10 protein-coding genes and 1 pseudogene are annotated in these 16,177 nt (G+C 72.4%); 6 read left to right on the top strand and 5 right to left on the bottom strand.

What is annotated here, in order from left to right; all coding sequences use genetic code 11:
- Positions 1-30: 30 nt before the first annotated feature.
- The 4 genes and pseudogenes from QCZ28_RS20605 to mraZ form a co-directional block, all read right to left on the bottom strand.
- Positions 31-2,238, bottom strand: coding sequence for a penicillin-binding protein 2 (locus tag QCZ28_RS20605; protein WP_279518175.1), 2,208 nt, complete (start codon positions 2,236-2,238; stop codon positions 31-33).
- A 3-nt stretch (positions 2,239-2,241) separates the two neighbouring features.
- Positions 2,242-2,847 carry a hypothetical protein gene (locus QCZ28_RS20600; protein WP_279518174.1) on the bottom strand — a complete coding sequence of 202 codons (606 nt, stop codon included), beginning with the start codon at positions 2,845-2,847 and terminating at the stop codon, positions 2,242-2,244.
- A pseudogene (gene rsmH / locus QCZ28_RS20595) lies at positions 2,837-3,947 on the bottom strand (16S rRNA (cytosine(1402)-N(4))-methyltransferase RsmH). Before rsmH ends, QCZ28_RS20600 begins: the two are co-directional and overlap by 11 nt.
- A gap of 206 nt (positions 3,948-4,153) precedes the next feature.
- Entirely contained in the window at positions 4,154-4,585 is a 432-nt protein-coding gene (mraZ, locus tag QCZ28_RS20590; protein ID WP_030334529.1) for a division/cell wall cluster transcriptional repressor MraZ, read from the bottom strand.
- 355 nt (positions 4,586-4,940) lie between these two features.
- On the opposite strand from mraZ, the gene QCZ28_RS20585 reads away from it, so the two are divergent.
- The 3 genes from QCZ28_RS20585 to QCZ28_RS20575 are packed head-to-tail and all read left to right on the top strand — an operon-like array spanning position 4,941 to position 7,577.
- Positions 4,941-6,188, top strand: coding sequence for a MurT ligase domain-containing protein (locus QCZ28_RS20585; protein WP_030334532.1), 1,248 nt, complete (start codon positions 4,941-4,943; stop codon positions 6,186-6,188).
- Positions 6,178-6,897 carry a glutamine amidotransferase gene (locus tag QCZ28_RS20580; RefSeq protein ID WP_030334533.1) on the top strand — a complete coding sequence of 240 codons (720 nt, stop codon included), beginning with the start codon at positions 6,178-6,180 and terminating at the stop codon, positions 6,895-6,897. The genes QCZ28_RS20585 and QCZ28_RS20580 overlap by 11 nt, the downstream gene beginning before the upstream one ends.
- Positions 6,894-7,577, top strand: a complete 684-nt coding sequence (locus QCZ28_RS20575) for a VTT domain-containing protein (RefSeq protein WP_279518173.1) — start codon at positions 6,894-6,896, stop codon at positions 7,575-7,577. Before QCZ28_RS20580 ends, QCZ28_RS20575 begins: the two co-directional genes overlap by 4 nt.
- A 256-nt stretch (positions 7,578-7,833) precedes the next feature.
- On the opposite strand, the gene leuS is transcribed toward QCZ28_RS20575, so the two are convergent.
- Complete coding sequence (leuS, locus tag QCZ28_RS20570) at positions 7,834-10,674, bottom strand: leucine--tRNA ligase (RefSeq protein WP_279518172.1); 2,841 nt, start codon at positions 10,672-10,674, stop codon at positions 7,834-7,836.
- A gap of 404 nt (positions 10,675-11,078) precedes the next feature.
- Between leuS and QCZ28_RS20565 the strand changes: the two genes are divergently transcribed.
- From QCZ28_RS20565 to QCZ28_RS20555, 3 genes are read left to right on the top strand one after another with little or no spacing between them, the layout of a single operon-like run.
- Positions 11,079-12,131, top strand: a complete 1,053-nt coding sequence (locus tag QCZ28_RS20565) for a MoxR family ATPase (RefSeq protein ID WP_030334536.1) — start codon at positions 11,079-11,081, stop codon at positions 12,129-12,131.
- A 1-nt stretch (position 12,132) separates the two neighbouring features.
- Complete coding sequence (locus QCZ28_RS20560) at positions 12,133-13,431, top strand: DUF58 domain-containing protein (RefSeq protein WP_030334538.1); 1,299 nt, start codon at positions 12,133-12,135, stop codon at positions 13,429-13,431.
- Positions 13,432-13,447: 16 nt separating this feature from the next.
- Positions 13,448-15,919 (top strand): DUF3488 and transglutaminase-like domain-containing protein, encoded by a 2,472-nt coding sequence (locus QCZ28_RS20555; protein ID WP_279518171.1) that lies wholly within the window; start codon positions 13,448-13,450, stop codon positions 15,917-15,919.
- Positions 15,920-16,177 lie beyond the last annotated feature (258 nt).

The raw sequence follows: 16,177 nt of genomic DNA, 5'->3' as shown, positions 1-16,177 counted from the left end.
CACTCACCGATGATGTCCCGCCATTGCTGCTCAGCGCGGATAGACCACAAACTTGGGCGCGGATCCGGCGACGGAAGGTGGCACCCGGTAGTGACGCAGAGTGAACTGCATCATGTCCCGGAACGCCGGCCCGGCGACCGCCGCGCCCCCGTTGTTGGGTGCGTACACGAAAACCGAGATCACGTACCGGGGGTTCTCGGCGGGAGCCATCCCGATGAAGGAGGACACCTCACCGGGCTGCTTCTTGCCGTTGACCAGCCGCCACCCGGTGCCGGTCTTGCCGGCGACCCGGTAGCCGGGGACGGCGGCGGTCAGACCGGTGGCGCGGTCGACGGTGGTGACCGCCTCCAGCATGGTGCGCAGGGCCGCCGCGTTCTGCGGGCTGAGCACCGAGCGGGTCGCCGGGGCCGGCGCGGGGGTGCGCTTGCCGTCCGGGCCGATCACCTCCTTGACCAGGTGCGGCTGCACGTACGTGCCGTTGTTGGCGATGGCGGCGTACGCGGCGGTCATCTGCAGCGGTGTGGCGTCGACGCTGTGCCCGATCGGCACCGAGCCGTACGACGACCCGCTCCACTCGTCGGCCGGCAACAGGCGCCCGCTGGCCTCCCCGGGCATCCCCTCACCGGTGGGCTTACCCAGCCCGAATCGCTTCTGGTAGTCGATCAGCCGGTCCCGGCCGAGCCGGTCGGCGACAGTGATGGCGCCGACGTTGGACGAGTAGGCGAGCATGCCCGGGATGCTCATCCGCTTGCCGTCGGCCGGGTGTGTGTCGGGGAACCAGGTGTCGCCCATCTTGATGGCGTTGGCGACGGGGAACGTGGTGTCCGGGGTGATCACCCCCTCCTGCAGCGCCGCGCCGTAGGTGATCGCCTTGTGCACCGAGCCCGGGTCGACCACGAAGCTGGTCGCGGCGTCCTCCCGGGCGACCGGGTCGCTGGGAAGCGGCTTCGCCGCGTCGTAGGTGGGGTTGCTGGCCTGGGCCAGCACCGCGCCGGTGGGAATTTCCATGATCACGGCGGCGCCGGTGCCGCCCGGCACCTTGGCCATGCCCGCGCTGAGGATCTGCTGGGTGCGGAACTGCAGGTCACGGACGATGGTGAGGGACAGCGAACTGCCCGGCTTGGCGGGAGTGGTCCGGCTGTAGCCGCCCGGGATGGGCGCTCCGAGGTCGCCGAGGCCGGCCTCGTACACCCGCTTGCCGTCCTGCCCCGCGAGCACGTTGTCGTAGCGGGCCTCCAGCCCTTCCAGGCCGTCCATGTCCTGGCTGGTGAAGCCGATGAGGTTGGCCGCCAGGTCACCGCCGGGCACGTCGCGACGTTCGTCGCGGTGCACCCCGATACCGGGCAGCTCCAGCGCCTGCACCCGCTTGGCGGTCGGGATCTCCACGCCCCGCGCCAGGTAGGCGAACGTGGACGCGATGCCGTTCTCCAGCTTGCGCGGCTTCATCAGCTCCATCAGCTTCGACACCGGGATGCCGAGCAGCGGGGAGAGCGCCTTCGCGGTGCCGGCCGGATCTTCGACCTGGGTCGGGTCGGCGTACACGTACCGCGCCTCGACACTGCGGGCCAGTGGCGCGCCGGTGCTGTCGTAGATCGCGCCGCGCGGCGCCGGCAGCTCGACGGTGCGGGTGCGGTCGGTGACGCCACCTCCGGCGTAGGCCGGGGCGTCGACCGCCTGGAGGAAGATCAACCGGATCCCGATGACGGCGAACAGGGTCAGCGCGAGCACGGTGCCCAACCGCAGCCGCAGCCGCGAGTCGGCGAGCTTCGGCGGGCGTCGCGGCTTGCGGGACGGCCGCCGGGCCGCCGGCCGGTCGGCGCGACGCGGCGCGCGTGGCGTGGTGCGGCGACGCGGTGGCGGCTCGTCCCCACCCGGACCCCGTGGGGTACGCGGCACGACGGTCCGCACCACCCCACCGCGTCCGGCGGCAGGAGCGTCGCGCCGGCCGGAACGGGCGGCGGCCCGGCCGCCGTCGAGCACCTGCAAGGCCGGCCGGAACGGGTCACCGGAGCGGGTACTACGCGGCGTACGCCGCTGCTCGGCGCCCTGGCCGCGCGGCGGCGTGCCGCGCTCCTCGCGGACCGTGCGACCCCTCGGGGTGTACGCGCGCGCGCCGGAGATGCCCCCGATGCCCGGCTCGCCGGTGCGCGGCTCGCCGTCGGCGGGCTTGGCATCACGTGCAGAACCGCGCCGGGACCCCGTAGGGTCCCGGCGCGGCTCGTCCGACCTCGGTGGCACCGGTCAGCCTCCCGCACCCTGGCTGGTCACCGACGGCTGGCCGTTGGCCGGCTGCGGCACCTCGAGGGTCTTGCCGTCCGGCAGCCGGATGTAGCCGGGCTCGCCGGCGTCGACCAGGCCCAGCCGCCGCGCCTCGGCGGTCAGGTTGCCCGGCGCCTCGGCCTCGGCGATCTGCTTGTCCAGCTGCTGCTTCTCCAGGTCCAGTCGAGCCTGCTGCTGCTGCAACCGCTCCAACCGGAACGCGTTCTCATTGATCTTGGTGTTGACCGCCAGGATGCCCAGCACCCCGCCGACCACCAGCACCACGATCAGCGCCGCGAACGGCGCCCGCGGCACCGAGATCGGCGGCGGCGGCGCCACCCGCAACCGGGGCGGGCGGGCGACGGGCGCACTGCCGGCCTTCTCGACCGGACGCAGCGCGGCGGTGCCCTGAGTCGGGAACTCGCGCGCCCCCCGGGCGCGAGTCTCCCCCTGCCGGTTCACTCGATCGATGCGTGACGTACCGTTACCGAGGCGCGGAGCCCGCTCCGCCGCGGTCCGGCCCCCCGACCGCGGTGCGCGCTGCCCGCCGCCGGTGACGTCCCGGCGGTCGCGCTTGTCAATGCTCATGTCCCTCCCCCTCAACATCAGTCCCTCTAGCCGTCCCGGTGCCCCTGACCCCCCACGGATCAGGCGGACCCCGTGCCCGGTTGGTGCATTCCCTTCACCCGTCGGCGGGACCGTTCGCGGTCGGTCCGCCCAAGCTCAGTCGCGTTCGGGTCGAGTCGCTCCGCGGCCCGCAGCCGCACCGAGGCGGCCCGCGGGTTCGCGGCAACCTCCGCCTCCCCGGGCAGTTCGGCGCCCCGGCTGAGCAGCCGGAACGTCGGACCGGACCCGGGAAGCTCGACCGGGAGGTCAATCGGGCCCTTACTGCGGACCCGGTCCGTGAGGGCCGCCTTGGTGAGCCTGTCCTCCAGCGAGTGGTAGGACAGGACCACCATGCGACCGCCCACGGTCAGTGCGTCGAGTGCGGCTGGCAACGCTGTCTCCAGCGCTGCCAACTCTCTGTTTACCTCGATCCGTAAAGCCTGAAACGTTCTCTTTGCCGGGTGACCGCCCGTTCGTCGGGCTGGTGCCGGAATGGAGTCCCGAACCAGCTCCGCCAGCAGGGCGGACGAGGTGATCCGGGCCCGCTCCCGTTGCCGGATGATCGCCGAGGCGATCCGACCGGCGAACTTCTCCTCGCCGTAGACCCGCAGCACCCGGGCCAGGTCCGGATGCGCGTACGTGTTGACCACCTCCTCGGCGGTCACCCCCCGGGTCTGGTCCATCCGCATGTCCAGCGGCGCGTCCTGGGCGTAGGCGAACCCGCGGTCGGGCGCGTCCAACTGCAACGACGAGACACCCAGGTCGAACAGGATGCCCTCGATGGCCGGATAGCCCAGCCGCTCCAGCACGTCCGGCAACTCGTCGTAGACGGCGTGCTCCAGGTGCACCCGATCGGCGAACCGGGCCAGCCGGACCCGCGCGTGAGCGAGCGCCTCGGTGTCCCGGTCGAGCCCGATCAGGACCGTCTCCGGATGCGCCTCGAGCACCGCCTCCGCGTGCCCGGCCAGGCCGAGCGTCGCGTCGACGTAGACCGTCCGGCCGCCTCGACCCAGCGCGGGGGCCAGCAGCTCGAGGCACCGCTCGAGCAGCACCGGCACGTGCGTGCCGCGCAACTCCCCCATGTTGACCCCCACTGGTTGAAACGTCCGTTCTTCTCATGCGCCTGTCGTCGGACGGCGCTGCCGTCGTACCGCCAGATCCCCATCCGCTCCCGCCTGACACCGGACCGTCGCCCAGTGACTGGATCGTGCGCCTGGCACCGGGGAAGTGATGCCAGGAACTCGAAAGCGGCTGGAGATCTCGCAGTACGTCGGGCGCCGTTACCGCCCTACAGACCGCCGGGCAGCACCCCCTCCTCGATGTCGGCGAAGTCGTCTTCGCTCTCGGCGAGGTAGGTCTCCCAGGCGACCTTGTCCCAGATCTCCACCCGCGTGCTCGCGCCGATCACCACCAGCTCGCGGTTGAGTGCGGCGTAGGCGCGCAGGTGGGCCGGAATGGTCACCCGACCCTGCTTGTCCGGAACCTCGTCGTGCGCACTGGCGAAGAAGACCCGGCTGTAGGCCCGGGCCGCCTTGTGTGTCATCGGCTGTGCGCGCAACTGCTCCGCGATCCGCTGGAACTCAGGAGTCGGGAAGACGTAGAGGCAGCGCTCCTGCCCTTTGGTGACCACGACACCCCCCGCCAGCTCATCCCGGAACTTCGCCGGAAGGATCAACCGGCCCTTTTCGTCCAGGCGAGGAGTGTGGGTGCCGAGAAACATCGGCCCAACCCCCTCGCCCTTGAGCGGCGTTCGCGGCGCCGCTGACCCCCCGGGCCGGTGAGCCCTCCCGGCCTCACCATTGGTCCCCACTCTACTCCACTTCCCTCCACCCGCAACCAAATTCACCCGCGCGGCGCGCCTTGCTCGGGGGCAAAACCGCACGTCACGAGGGGTGGAGCGGAGTGGAGGGCACCGGCCGCCCCTCGGCGTGGTCCGCTTTCCGACATAGATCGACTCCGTCCGGGGGACACCGACCCGGCCGCCCGCGCAGCCGCCACGGCCGAACGGTTCACCGTCGGCGGCGATCTGGTGGGGCCGGCGGTCCGGTAACCTCGCTCGCGTGACGGACGCGAAAATGCCCCTACGGGCCAAGGTGGCCAGCTCCGTGTCACGGACCGCCGCGGCGCTCTCCCGGGCGGCCGGCCGTGGCGACGGTTCGGTGATCGGCGGGTGGATCGGCCTGAAGATCGACCCGGACCTGCTGGCCCACCTGTCGGCCGGGCGCGCGATCGCGCTCGTCTCCGGCACCAACGGCAAGACCACCACCACCCGGTTGACCTCCGCCGCGGTCGGCGTGCTCGGTCGGGTCGCCACCAACTCGTTCGGCGCCAACATGCCCAGCGGGCACACCTCGGCGCTGGCCAAGGCCGGCAGCACCCCGTACGCGGTGCTGGAGGTCGACGAGCACTATCTGGCCCAGGTGCTGGAGGCGACCGAGCCACACGTGGTCGCGCTGCTGAACCTCTCCCGCGACCAGCTCGACCGTGCCAAGGAGGTCGCCATGATGGCGCAGCTCTGGCGCGCGGCGCTGGTCCGGCACACCGACGTACGGGTGGTGGCCAACGCCGACGACCCGCTGGTGGTGTGGGCCGCCACCCCGCCCGGCGACCCCGCCCGGGGCATCAAGCCGCCGCACGTGACGTGGTTCAGCGCCGGCCAGCGCTGGCACGACGACTCCTGGGTCTGCCCGGAGTGCGGCTCGACGATCCAGCGCTCCGGCGAGCAGTGGTGGTGCACCGGCTGCCCGCTACGGCGACCGGAGCCGCACTGGGTCGTCGAGGACGAGGGCGTACTCGACCCCAGCGGCGCCTGGCACAAGGTCTCCCTCCAGCTGCCCGGCAAGGTCAACCTCGGCAACGCGGCGACGGCGCTGGCGGTGGCGGCCGAGTTCGGCGTCCGCCCGGTCGACGCGGTGTCCCGCCTCGGCATCGTCACCTCGGTGGCCGGCCGCTACGCGCAGGTCGACAAGGACGGGCGCAACATCCGGCTGCTGCTGGCCAAGAACCCGGCCAGCTGGCTGGAGGCGTTCGACATGGCCGACGAAGCGCCGACCCTGCTCTCCATCAACGCGCGCGACCCCGACGGCATGGACACCTCCTGGCTCTACGACGTCGACTTCGCCCCGCTCCGTGGCCGGCAGGTGCTGATCACCGGCGACCGGGCGTACGACCTGGCGGTGCGGCTGGACGTCAACGACGTCCCGTTCCAGCACGTCCGGACGTTCGACGACGCGCTCCGGGCGGTCCCGCCCGGGCGGCTGGAGGTCATCGCGAACTACACCGCGTTCCAGGACATCCGAGCGGAGTTGGACCGTGTCATCTGAGAGTCTGCGCATCGTCTGGATCTACCCCGACCTGCTCTCCACCTACGGGGACCGGGGCAACGCCCTGATCCTCGCCCGTCGGGCCCGTCAGCGCGGGATGCCGGTCGAGGTGCTGGAGGTCCGCTCGGACGAGCGGCTGCCCGCGACCGCCGACATCTACCTGGTCGGCGGCGGCGAGGACGGCCCGCAGGCGCTGGGCGCCCAGCGCCTGCTCGCCGACGGCGGCCTGCACCGCGCTGTCGCCCAGGGCTCGGTCGTGTTCGGCGTCTGCGCCGGCTACCAGCTGCTCGGCACGTCGTTCTTCGCCAAGGGCGTGCAGTGCCGCGGGCTGGAGCTGCTCGACCTGCAGTCCGACCGGGGTGAGACGCGGGCCGTGGGCGAGCTGGCCGGCGAGATCGACCCCCGGCTGGGCCTGCCTCCGCTCACCGGCTTCGAGAACCACGGTGGTCGCACCCACCTCGGTCCGGAGGTCTCCCCGCTGGCCCGGGTCACCGCCGGGGTGGGCAACGACGGCGCCACCGAGGGCGCGTGGCGCGGCAAGCTCCTGGGCACCTACTCGCACGGTCCGGCGCTGGCTCGCAACCCGGCCCTGGCCGACCTGTTGCTGCGCTGGGCCACCGGGGCGCACCAGCTCCCGCCGTTGGACGACACCTGGTCGGACCGGCTCCGCAACGAGCGCCGCTCCGCGGTGGCCGCCGCCCGGGCATGATCCGCGCCGTCCGGCGGCTGCTCCGGCAGCCGTCGGCCGTCCGGTTCGCCCTGCTCGTGCTGCTGATCGGCGCCTGCGGGTTACTGCTGCTGCTGGTGCCCCATCCGGATCCGGAGCAGCTGCCGTTGGTCGCCGACCGGCTGGGCGACCTGGCCCCGGTGGCGGCGATCCTCGGGGGCGCGCTGCTGCTGGTGGCGCTGGTGCCCCGCACCTTCATCACGCTCGCCGCGGGCGCGATCTTCGGCCCCCTGGAGGGCGCCGGGTACGCACTGGGCGCCGCGCTGCTGGCCGCGGCGATCGGGTTCACCGTCGGCCGGTTGCTCGGTCGGGAGTTCGTAGCCGTTCGGGTCCGCGGTCGACTGGCCCGCCTCGACCGCTGGTTCGCCCGGCAGAGCGTGCTCGGGGTGGTCACCGTCCGGCTGCTGCCGATCGCCGGCTTCGGGCTGGTCAGCTACGGGTACGGCACGACCGGCGCCCGGGTGCTGCCGTTCCTGGCCGGCAGCGTGATCGCGTCCGCGCCCACAGCCTTCGGCTACGCGGCGATCGGCGCGGCGGTCAGTTCCCCGGGCGAGGTCAACTGGTACGCCGCCGCCCCGGCCAGCCTGGGCCTGATCGCCAGCCTGGTGCTCATCCACCAGTGGTGGCGCGCCGAACGCCGTCGCCGACGCATGCCGGTCTGATCACGCCCGAGCCCACCGGCGGCCCGTGCTGGAGCCGACCGGCGTGCTGAGGCCGACCAGCGGCCGTGCTCATCCCCCGCCCTCTCGCCCGGGACGTGGCACCGGGAGCGGGCGGATTTCCCAAAGACCGCGATGACTCAGAGCCATCTTGATGCCTCTGAGTCATCGCGCTCGTTCCCGCGTTCGTCACCCCGGGCCGTCACCGAGCGTGCCGGAACACACCGGTCACCCCACCGCGTCCCGCACCGGCCGGGGATCAGACGACGACCGAGACCATCCGGCCCGCCACGACGATGACCTTGCGGGGTTCCTTGCCGGCCAGGGTCGCGGCCACCGCGTCCAGGGCCGCCGCGCGGACGGTTTCCTCGGCGGCGTCGGCGGCGACCTCGATGCGGCCACGAACCTTGCCGTTGACCTGCACCGGGTAGGTCACCGTGTCGGCCACCAGCAACGCCGGGTCGGCGCTCGGGAAGTCCGCGTACGTCAGCGAGGTGTCGTGGCCCAGCTTGCGCCACAACTCCTCGGCCAGGTGCGGGGCGAACGGCGCCACCATCAGCACCAGCGGCTCGGCCACCTCGCGGGGCGTCGCCGACAGCCCGGTCAGCCCGTTGGTCAGCTGGATCAGCTTGGCGATGGCGGTGTTGAACCGAATGCCGTCCATGTCGCCACGGACCCCGTCGATGACCTTGTGCAGCAGCCGGCGGGTCGCCTCGTCGGCCGGGTCCTCGCTGACCCGCAGGGCACCGGTCTGCTCGTCGACAACGGCCCGCCAGACCCGCTGCAGGAACCGGTACGAGCCGACCACCGCCCGGGTCTCCCAGGGACGGGACACCTCCAGCGGGCCCATCGACATCTCGTACACCCGGAAGGTGTCAGCGCCGTAGGCGGCGCACATCTCGTCGGGGGTCACCACGTTCTTCAGCGACTTGCCCATCTTGCCGTACTCGCGGTTCACCGCCAGGTCGCCCAGGTAGTAGGCGCCGTCGCGCTCGAAGACCTCCTCGGCCTGCACGTAGCTGCCGCGCGAGTCGGTGTACGCGTACGCCTGGATCATGCCCTGGTTGAACAGCTTGCGGAACGGCTCGAACGACGACACGTGCCCCAGGTCGAACAGGACCTTGTGCCAGAAGCGCGCGTACAGCAGGTGCAGCACGGCGTGCTCGGCGCCACCGACGTACAGGTCGGTGCCCCCGCAGTCGCCCTCGCCGCGCGGGCCCATCCAGTACCGCTCGTTCTCCGCGTCCACGAACCGGTCGGAGTTGCTCGGGTCCAGGTAGCGCAGCTCGTACCAGCAGGAGCCGGCCCACTGCGGCATCACGTTGGTTTCCCGGGTGTAGCGCTGCGGCCCGTCGCCCAGGTCCAGTTCGACCTCGACCCAGTCGCGCCGCCGCGACAGCGGGGTCTCCGGGTTGCTGTCGGCGTCGTCGGCGTCGAACGTCTTCGGGGAGAAGTCGTCCACCTCCGGCAGCTCGACCGGCAGCATCTCTTCCGGCAGGGCGATGGCCGCGCCGGTGGAGTCGTAGACGATCGGGAACGGCTCGCCCCAGTACCGCTGCCGGGAGAACAGCCAGTCGCGCAGCCGGTAGGTGACCGCGCCGGTGCCGTGTCCGTTCGCCTCCAGCCACGCGATGATCGCCGCCTTGGCGTCGGCGACCCCCAGGCCGTTCAGGTCCAGGCCGTGCTCGGGCGCGGCGCTGTTGATCGCCGGGCCGTCCCCGGTGTACGCCTTGCCGTCGAAGCCCTCCGTCGGCTGCACGGTCCGCACGATGGGCAGCTCGAAGACTTCGGCGAACGCCCAGTCCCGCTCGTCCTGCGCCGGCACCGCCATGATCGCGCCGGTGCCGTAGCCGGCCAGCACGTAGTCGGCGATGAAGATCGGGATCTGCCCGCCGGTGACCGGGTTGGTGGCGTACGCGCCGATGAAGACGCCGGTCTTCTCCTTGCTGTCGGACTGCCGCTCGACGTCGGTCTTGGCGGCTGCCGCCTTCCGGTACGCCTCGACGGCCTCCCGGGGGCTGGCGTGCCCGCCGGTCCAGGCGTCCCGCGTGCCCGCCGGCCAGCTGGTCGGCGCCAGCGTGTCGACCAGCTCGTGCTCCGGCGCCAGCACCGTGTAGGTGGCGCCGAAGATGGTGTCCGGCCGGGTGGTGAACACCCGGATCGGCGCCCCGGCCGTGGCGAAGTCGATGTGCGCGCCCTGCGAGCGGCCGATCCAGTTGCGCTGCATCAGCTTGATCGGCTCGGGCCAGTCCAGGCTGTCCAGGTCGTCCAGCAGCCGGTCACCGTACGCGGTGATCCGCATCATCCACTGCTTCAGGTTGCGCTTGAAGACCGGGAAGTTGCCCCGCTCGGAACGGCCGTCGGCGGTGACCTCCTCGTTGGCCAGCACGGTGCCCAGCCCCGGGCACCAGTTCACCGGCGCCTGCGAGACGTACGCCAGGCGGTGGTCGTCCACGACCTGCCGGCGCTCGGCGACGCTCAGCTCGGCCCAGGCGCGGCCGTCCGGGGTGGGCCGGTTACCGCCCTCGAACTCGGCGATCAGCTCGGCGATCGGGCGGGCCCGGCCGGCGTCGCGGTCGTACCAGGAGTTGAAGATCTGCAGGAAGATCCACTGGGTCCAGCGGTAGAAGTCGGTGTCGATGGTGGCCACCGAACGGCGCTCGTCGTGGGCCAGCCCCAGCCGGCGCAGCTGCGCCTTGTACCGCTCGATGTTCGCCACCGTGGTGGTGCGCGGGTGGGTGCCGGTCTGCACCGCGTACTGCTCGGCGGGCAGACCGAACGCGTCGAAGCCCATCGCGTGCAGCACGTTGCGCCCGGCCATCCGCTGGTAACGGGCGTAGCAGTCGGTGCCGATGTAGCCCAACGGGTGGCCGACGTGCAGGCCCGCGCCGGAGGGGTACGGGAACATGTCCAGCACGTACAGCTTCTCCGCGCCGGCACGCGGGTGGGTCGGGTCGGCCAGCGGCCCGGTCGGGTTCGGTGCGTGGAAGGTGCCCTCGCGCGCCCAGGTGTCCTGCCAACGGATCTCGATCTCGTCGGCCAGGGCCGCGGTGTACCGGAACGGGGGAATGTCGCCCGCCGGTGCGGCTGCCTCACTCATCGTCTCTCCTCGCTTCGCTTCGCTTCGTCTCGGCACCACCGGGCCGGGCCGGCGGCGGGCACAAAAAAGCCCCTCGCGCAGGAGGGGCCGCCGTGCTGTCGCTGCGTTCAGCGCATCAGCACGGCCCGGTAAGAAGCAGGAAGACTCCGGCCATGCCCCGCAGTGTACCCCGCCCACGGTTCGTCCTGCCGGCCCCCGGGCGGCTCGGAGCCGTTCCCCCGAGCTGGCGAATATCGGTGCGTAAGCGGCGGACTACCTGCGGGGGTCGGCGATAACGACAAACATGGTTAGCCTGAGAGACCAGTGAGATTCCTGCGGCAAACGAGGCTCGGCGTCGCGAACCCAACGGCGGGTCCAGGTGCTCTCTGTGCAGAGCTGCCGTGACGGCGACGAGGAGGAGGCCCGTGACACAACAGACCTGGGACGAGGTGGGCGGCTTGTTGCCGCACGACGAGTTCCGCGCCGCCAGCGAGGCCATCGTGGCCAACATCGAGCAGGTCATCGAGGGTAAGACCGCCACCGTGCGGCTCGCCCTGGCCGTCCTGCTCGCCGAGGGTCATCTCCTGATCGAAGACGTCCCAGGTGTCGGCAAGACCAAGCTGGCCAAGGCCCTCGCGCGGTCCATCGACTGCACGGTGCGGCGCATCCAGTTCACCCCCGACCTGCTGCCCAGCGACGTCACCGGGGTCAGCGTCTACAACCAGGAGACGCACGACTTCGAGTTCCGTCCGGGCGCCGTGTTCGCCAACCTGGTGGTCGGCGACGAGATCAACCGGGCCTCGCCGAAGACCCAGTCGGCGTTGCTGGAGTGCATGGAGGAGCGGCAGGTCACCGTCGACGGGGTGACGTACCAGCTCCAGACCCCGTTCATGGTGATCGCCACCCAGAACCCGATCGAGATGGAGGGGACCTACCCGCTGCCGGAGGCGCAGCGCGACCGGTTCACCGCCCGCATCGCGATGGGTTACCCGGACTCCAACGCCGAGCTGGCCATGCTCGACGGGCACGGCGCCACCGACCCGCTGCACGAGCTGCGCGCGGTCTCCGACGCGGCCATCGTCCGACAGCTCATCGCCACCGTCCGGCAGGTGCACGTCGCGGACGCGGTCAAGCAGTACGCGATCGACCTGGTCACCGCCACGCGCGAGGCCCCCGACCTGCGGCTCGGAGCGTCCCCCCGGGCGACCCTGCAGTTGCTGCGCACCGCCCGCGCGGTGGCCGCCCTGGAGGGCCGCGACTACGTCCTCCCGGACGACCTGCAGGCCCTGGCGGTGCCGGTGCTCGCCCACCGGATCATCCCGACCGCCGACGCGCAGCTCGCCCGACGCACCACCGACGCCATCGTCTCCGAGCTGGTGCATCGCCTGCCGCTCCCCCACGACCGGCAGCGCAACCCGTACGACACCCGGCCCGCCACCGGAAACGGCCGCGCGCCCTACGAGCCGCGGAGGCCATGACGTGCGTGCCGGGCTACGCGGGCTGACCACCCGCGGGCGGTCCTTCCTCGCCGCCGCGGTCGCGGCGGCGATCTCGGCCGGCATCCTCGGCGAGAAGGACCTGCTGCGGGTGGCCGTGCTGTTGGCCATCCTGCCGTTGCTGGCCGCCGCCTACGTCGGGCGCAGCCGCTACAAGCTGGCCTGCAACCGTTCCCTGGACCCGCACCGGGTTCCGGTCGGGGCCAACTCCCGGGTGGTGCTGCGCCTGCAGAACCTCTCCCGGCTGCCGACCGGCACCCTGCTCCTGGAGGACCGGCTGCCCTACGCGCTGGGCAGCCGGCCCCGGGTCGTGTTGGAGCGGCTCGGCGCGCACCAGGCCAGCTCCGTGGCGTACACGGTGCGGGCCGACGTGCGGGGCCGCTACGACGTGGGCCCGCTGGTCGTCCGGATGACCGACCCGTTCGGCCTCTGCGAGCTCACCCGCTCGTTCCCCAGCACCGACCACCTGACGGTCATCCCGCAGGTCACCCCGCTGCCGTCGGTCCGGCTCCCCGGGGAGTACGCGGGCAGCGGCGACAGCCGGGCCCGCTCGGTGGCGGTGCACGGCGAGGACGACGCGGCGACCCGGGAGTACCGGCGCGGCGACGACCTGCGCCGGGTGCACTGGAAGTCCACCGCCCGCACCGGCGAGCTGATGGTGCGCCGCGAGGAGCAGCCCTGGGAGAGCCGCGCCACCGTCGTGCTGGACACCCGGGCGTACGGCCACCGCGGCGAGGGGCCGACGGCCAGTTTCGAGTGGGCGGTCTCGGCCGCCGCGAGCATCGCCGTCCACCTGCGGCAGGCCGGTTACAAGTTGCGGCTGGTCACCGGCGCGGGGGCGGACGTGGACGCCTCGGAGGCCGGCGGGGACGGGGCGCTGCTCGACCACCTCGCCGAGGTACGACTGGATCAGCGTGCCGAGGTCACCGGCCTCGTGCAGCGGGTCCGCCAGCGTTCCGACGGTGGTCTGATCATCGGCCTGTTCGGCACTGTCAGCGTGGCCGAGGCGGAGCTGCTGGCCGGGCTGCGGGGCAACAACGCCACCTGCGTCGGCTTCCTGTTGAACAGCTCCACCTGGCTCAGCCTGCCCGAGAAGGCCCGCGCCGAAGCGGAACACGCGCACGCCGCCGCCGTCCTCGCCATGTTGCAGAGTGGCTGGCGGGTGGTCGGCGTCGACCACGGCGGCCGGCTACCGGCGCTGTGGCCGCAGGCCGGCCGGGGTGCGCAGGGGTTCGCCATGCGGGCCGCGCTGGCCGAGACGGTCGCCGGCGGTGTGCGATGAACGGAAGGCTCCCCTCATGATCAGCAGTCGGAACATCGGCGTGGTGGCGGCGGTGGCCACGCTGCTGGCCGCCGCGCCGCTGTCGGCCATCTTCCAGGGCTGGACGTGGTTGATCGAGTCCATCATCGCGGTCGCCGTGGTGGCCGGGGTGGCCGCGCTGACCCGACTCGTCCGGGCACCGCTGTGGGGTCAGGTGCTGGGCATGCTGGCCGGCCTGATGCTTGCCCTGACCTGGTTGTTCCCCAGCGGCGAGGAGCTGCTCGCGATCCTGCCGACCCCGGGCACCTTCGCGTACTTCGGTGACCTGCTCGCCGGCTCCATGCAGGACATGCGGTCGTACGGGGTCGAGGTTCCGGACACTGACCCGCTGCTGTTCATCGCCGTCCTCGGCGTCGGTGCGGTCGCCGTGCTGGTGGACGTGCTGGCCGTGGGGTTGCGTCGGCCCGCCCTGGCCGGGCTGCCGATGCTCGCCATCTACTCGGTGCCGGTCGCCGTCTACGTTGACAGCGTCCCCGCGGTGCCGTTCGTGGTGGGCGCCGCCGGTTACCTCTGGCTGCTGGTCACCGACAACGTCGACCGCGTGCGCCGCTTCGGGCGGCGGTTCACCGGTGACGGCCGCGACGTCGACGTGTGGGAGGCGTCCCCGCTGGCGTCCGCCGGCCGCCGGCTCGCGGCGGTCGGGGTGGCCCTGGCGGTGCTGCTGCCGTTGGCGGTGCCCGGCATGACCGGCGGGCTGCTCGACTCGCTCAGCCGAGGGTCGGGCAACGGCACCGGGAACGGGGGCGGCTCGGGTGGCACGTCGGGTCGGATCGACCTGTTCGCCTCGCTCGCCGGCCAGCTCAACCAGTCCCAGGTAGCCGACCTGGTGAAGGTGAAGACGTCCGAGCAGAACCCGTTCTACCTGCGCTACGCGGTCGCCGACGAGCTGCGCCCCAGCGGTTTCCAGGCGCGCAACCCCAGCGGCCGGTCGGTGAACCGGGACCTGCCGAACCCGGCCGAGAGGGCCGGCCCAGGCGTGCAGCAGGCCACCTATCAGGCGACGGTCGAGGTCACCAAGAGCCTCAGCATGTCGCTGATGCCGGTGTACGCCGAGCCGACCAGCACCGACGACCTCAGCGACAACTGGCTCTACGACACCAACCAGCAGGTGGTCTTCTCCAACCGGGAGAACTCCCGGGGCCGGAAGTACTCCTTCGACTACGTCCGCTCGACCTTCACGCAGGCGGCGTTGCGGGCCGCGCCGCCCCTGCCGGCCGACCATCCCGTACGCCGCCAGATGACCGCCACCCCCGCGCCGGTGCCCGAGGTGGAGGAGCTGGTCAAGGGGCTGATCCAGGGCAAGCGCACGGACTACGACCGGGTGTTGGCGATCTACCAGCACTTCTCGGCGGACAACGGGTTCAGCTACCGGTTGAGCACCGAGAGCGGCAGCAGCGGTCAGGACATCGTCAACTTCCTGACCAACAAGGTCGGCTACTGCCAGCAGTACGCCGCCGCGATGGCCTGGCTGGTCCGCTCGGCCGGCATCCCGGCCCGGGTGGCGTTCGGGTTCACCAACGGCAGCAAGCGCGACGGTGACACCTTCACGCTGACCAACCTCAACCTGCACGCCTGGACCGAGGTCTACTTCGACGGGGCCGGTTGGGTGCCGTTCGACGCCACCCCGGCGTACGGGGTGCCCGGCGCGACCCGGCCGCCCTGGGCTCCGGACAATGACGCGCCGGAGGCGCCCAGCCCGGACACCGAGGTCCCGACCACCCCGACGGACCCGGGAGCTTCGGCCGGGCCCTCCAGCCCGGACAACGCCGACCGGGACACCGACGAGGGGTTCGCGGCCGGTGGGACGACGCCGAACGAGCAGCCACCGGTCTGGCCCTGGTGGGCGGCGGGCCTGGTGGCACTGCTGGCGCTGCTCGCGGTGCCGGCGCTGCGCCGGTTGGCGCTACGCCGCCGACGGGGTGGCCGCGAGGTGCGCGCGGCGGTGGCCTCCGCCAGTGTCGACGGCGACAGCGAGCCGGGGGCGCGACCGGTGGTGGTCAGCGTGGACGCCAGCCGGGCCCGCGCGGACGCGCACGCCGCCTGGGCGGAGCTGCTCGACACGCTGGTGGACTTCCGGGTCCCGGTCGATCCGACCGAGACGCCCCGGGCGACCGCGGACCGACTTGTCCGGGACGCGCTGGACGACGACGAGGCGATCGGGTCGGCGCGGCTGCTCGGCCGGGCGGAGGAGCGGGCCCGCTACGCGCGGGATCCGCTGACCGGTGAGCGGTTGTTGCCGGCGCTCCGCGCGGTCCGTGCGGCGCTCGCCACCCGGGCGGACCGACGGACCCGCCTGCTCGCCACGGTGCTGCCGCCCTCGGTGTTGCTGCGCTGGCGTACCACCCTGGCGGACAGGTCCGGCCGGATGGTGGCGTTCACCGCGCGGGCCCGGTACCGCCTGCTGCGGTGGAACCCTCGCCGGATGCTGGCCGACCGGGCAGCTCGCTGACAGGGCAGTTCCAGATCTGGGGCGGCGGCCACCACCGCCGCCCCACCTGTCTGCCTGCCTGAGCTGCCACCACCCAAGATCGTGCCCGATCCAGGAGAGAGGCCCCTCCCTGGCGCACGATGCCACTACATCCGGGATCGAGCACGATCATGCGGAGAGGTGGTCCGGGGAGTGGTCAGCGGGGAAGAAGGGCGCGCGGATACGACGGAGGTCGCCGGGGGCTGTGCCCGACGACCGCTCGTCGCGGCGTACCGCCGC

Source organism: Micromonospora sp. DH14 (assembly GCF_029809455.1).
Classification (GTDB): Bacteria; Actinomycetota; Actinomycetes; order Mycobacteriales; family Micromonosporaceae; genus Micromonospora; species Micromonospora parva.
Note: the sequence above shows the minus strand (reverse complement) of the source record. Positions and strands in the feature narration are given on the sequence as shown.

Bases quoted from the DNA above. Each gene is read 5' to 3' on its own strand.
- QCZ28_RS20585 (WP_030334532.1), top strand. From the start codon at position 4,941: ATGCCCCTACGGGCCAAGGTGGCCAGCTCCGTGTCACGGACCGCCGCG.
- QCZ28_RS20600 (WP_279518174.1), bottom strand. From the start codon at position 2,847: ATGAGCATTGACAAGCGCGACCGCCGGGACGTCACCGGCGGCGGGCAG.
- mraZ (WP_030334529.1), bottom strand. From the start codon at position 4,585: ATGTTTCTCGGCACCCACACTCCTCGCCTGGACGAAAAGGGCCGGTTG.
- QCZ28_RS20575 (WP_279518173.1), top strand. From the start codon at position 6,894: ATGATCCGCGCCGTCCGGCGGCTGCTCCGGCAGCCGTCGGCCGTCCGG.
- QCZ28_RS20555 (WP_279518171.1), top strand. From the start codon at position 13,448: ATGATCAGCAGTCGGAACATCGGCGTGGTGGCGGCGGTGGCCACGCTG.
- leuS (WP_279518172.1), bottom strand. From the start codon at position 10,674: ATGAGTGAGGCAGCCGCACCGGCGGGCGACATTCCCCCGTTCCGGTAC.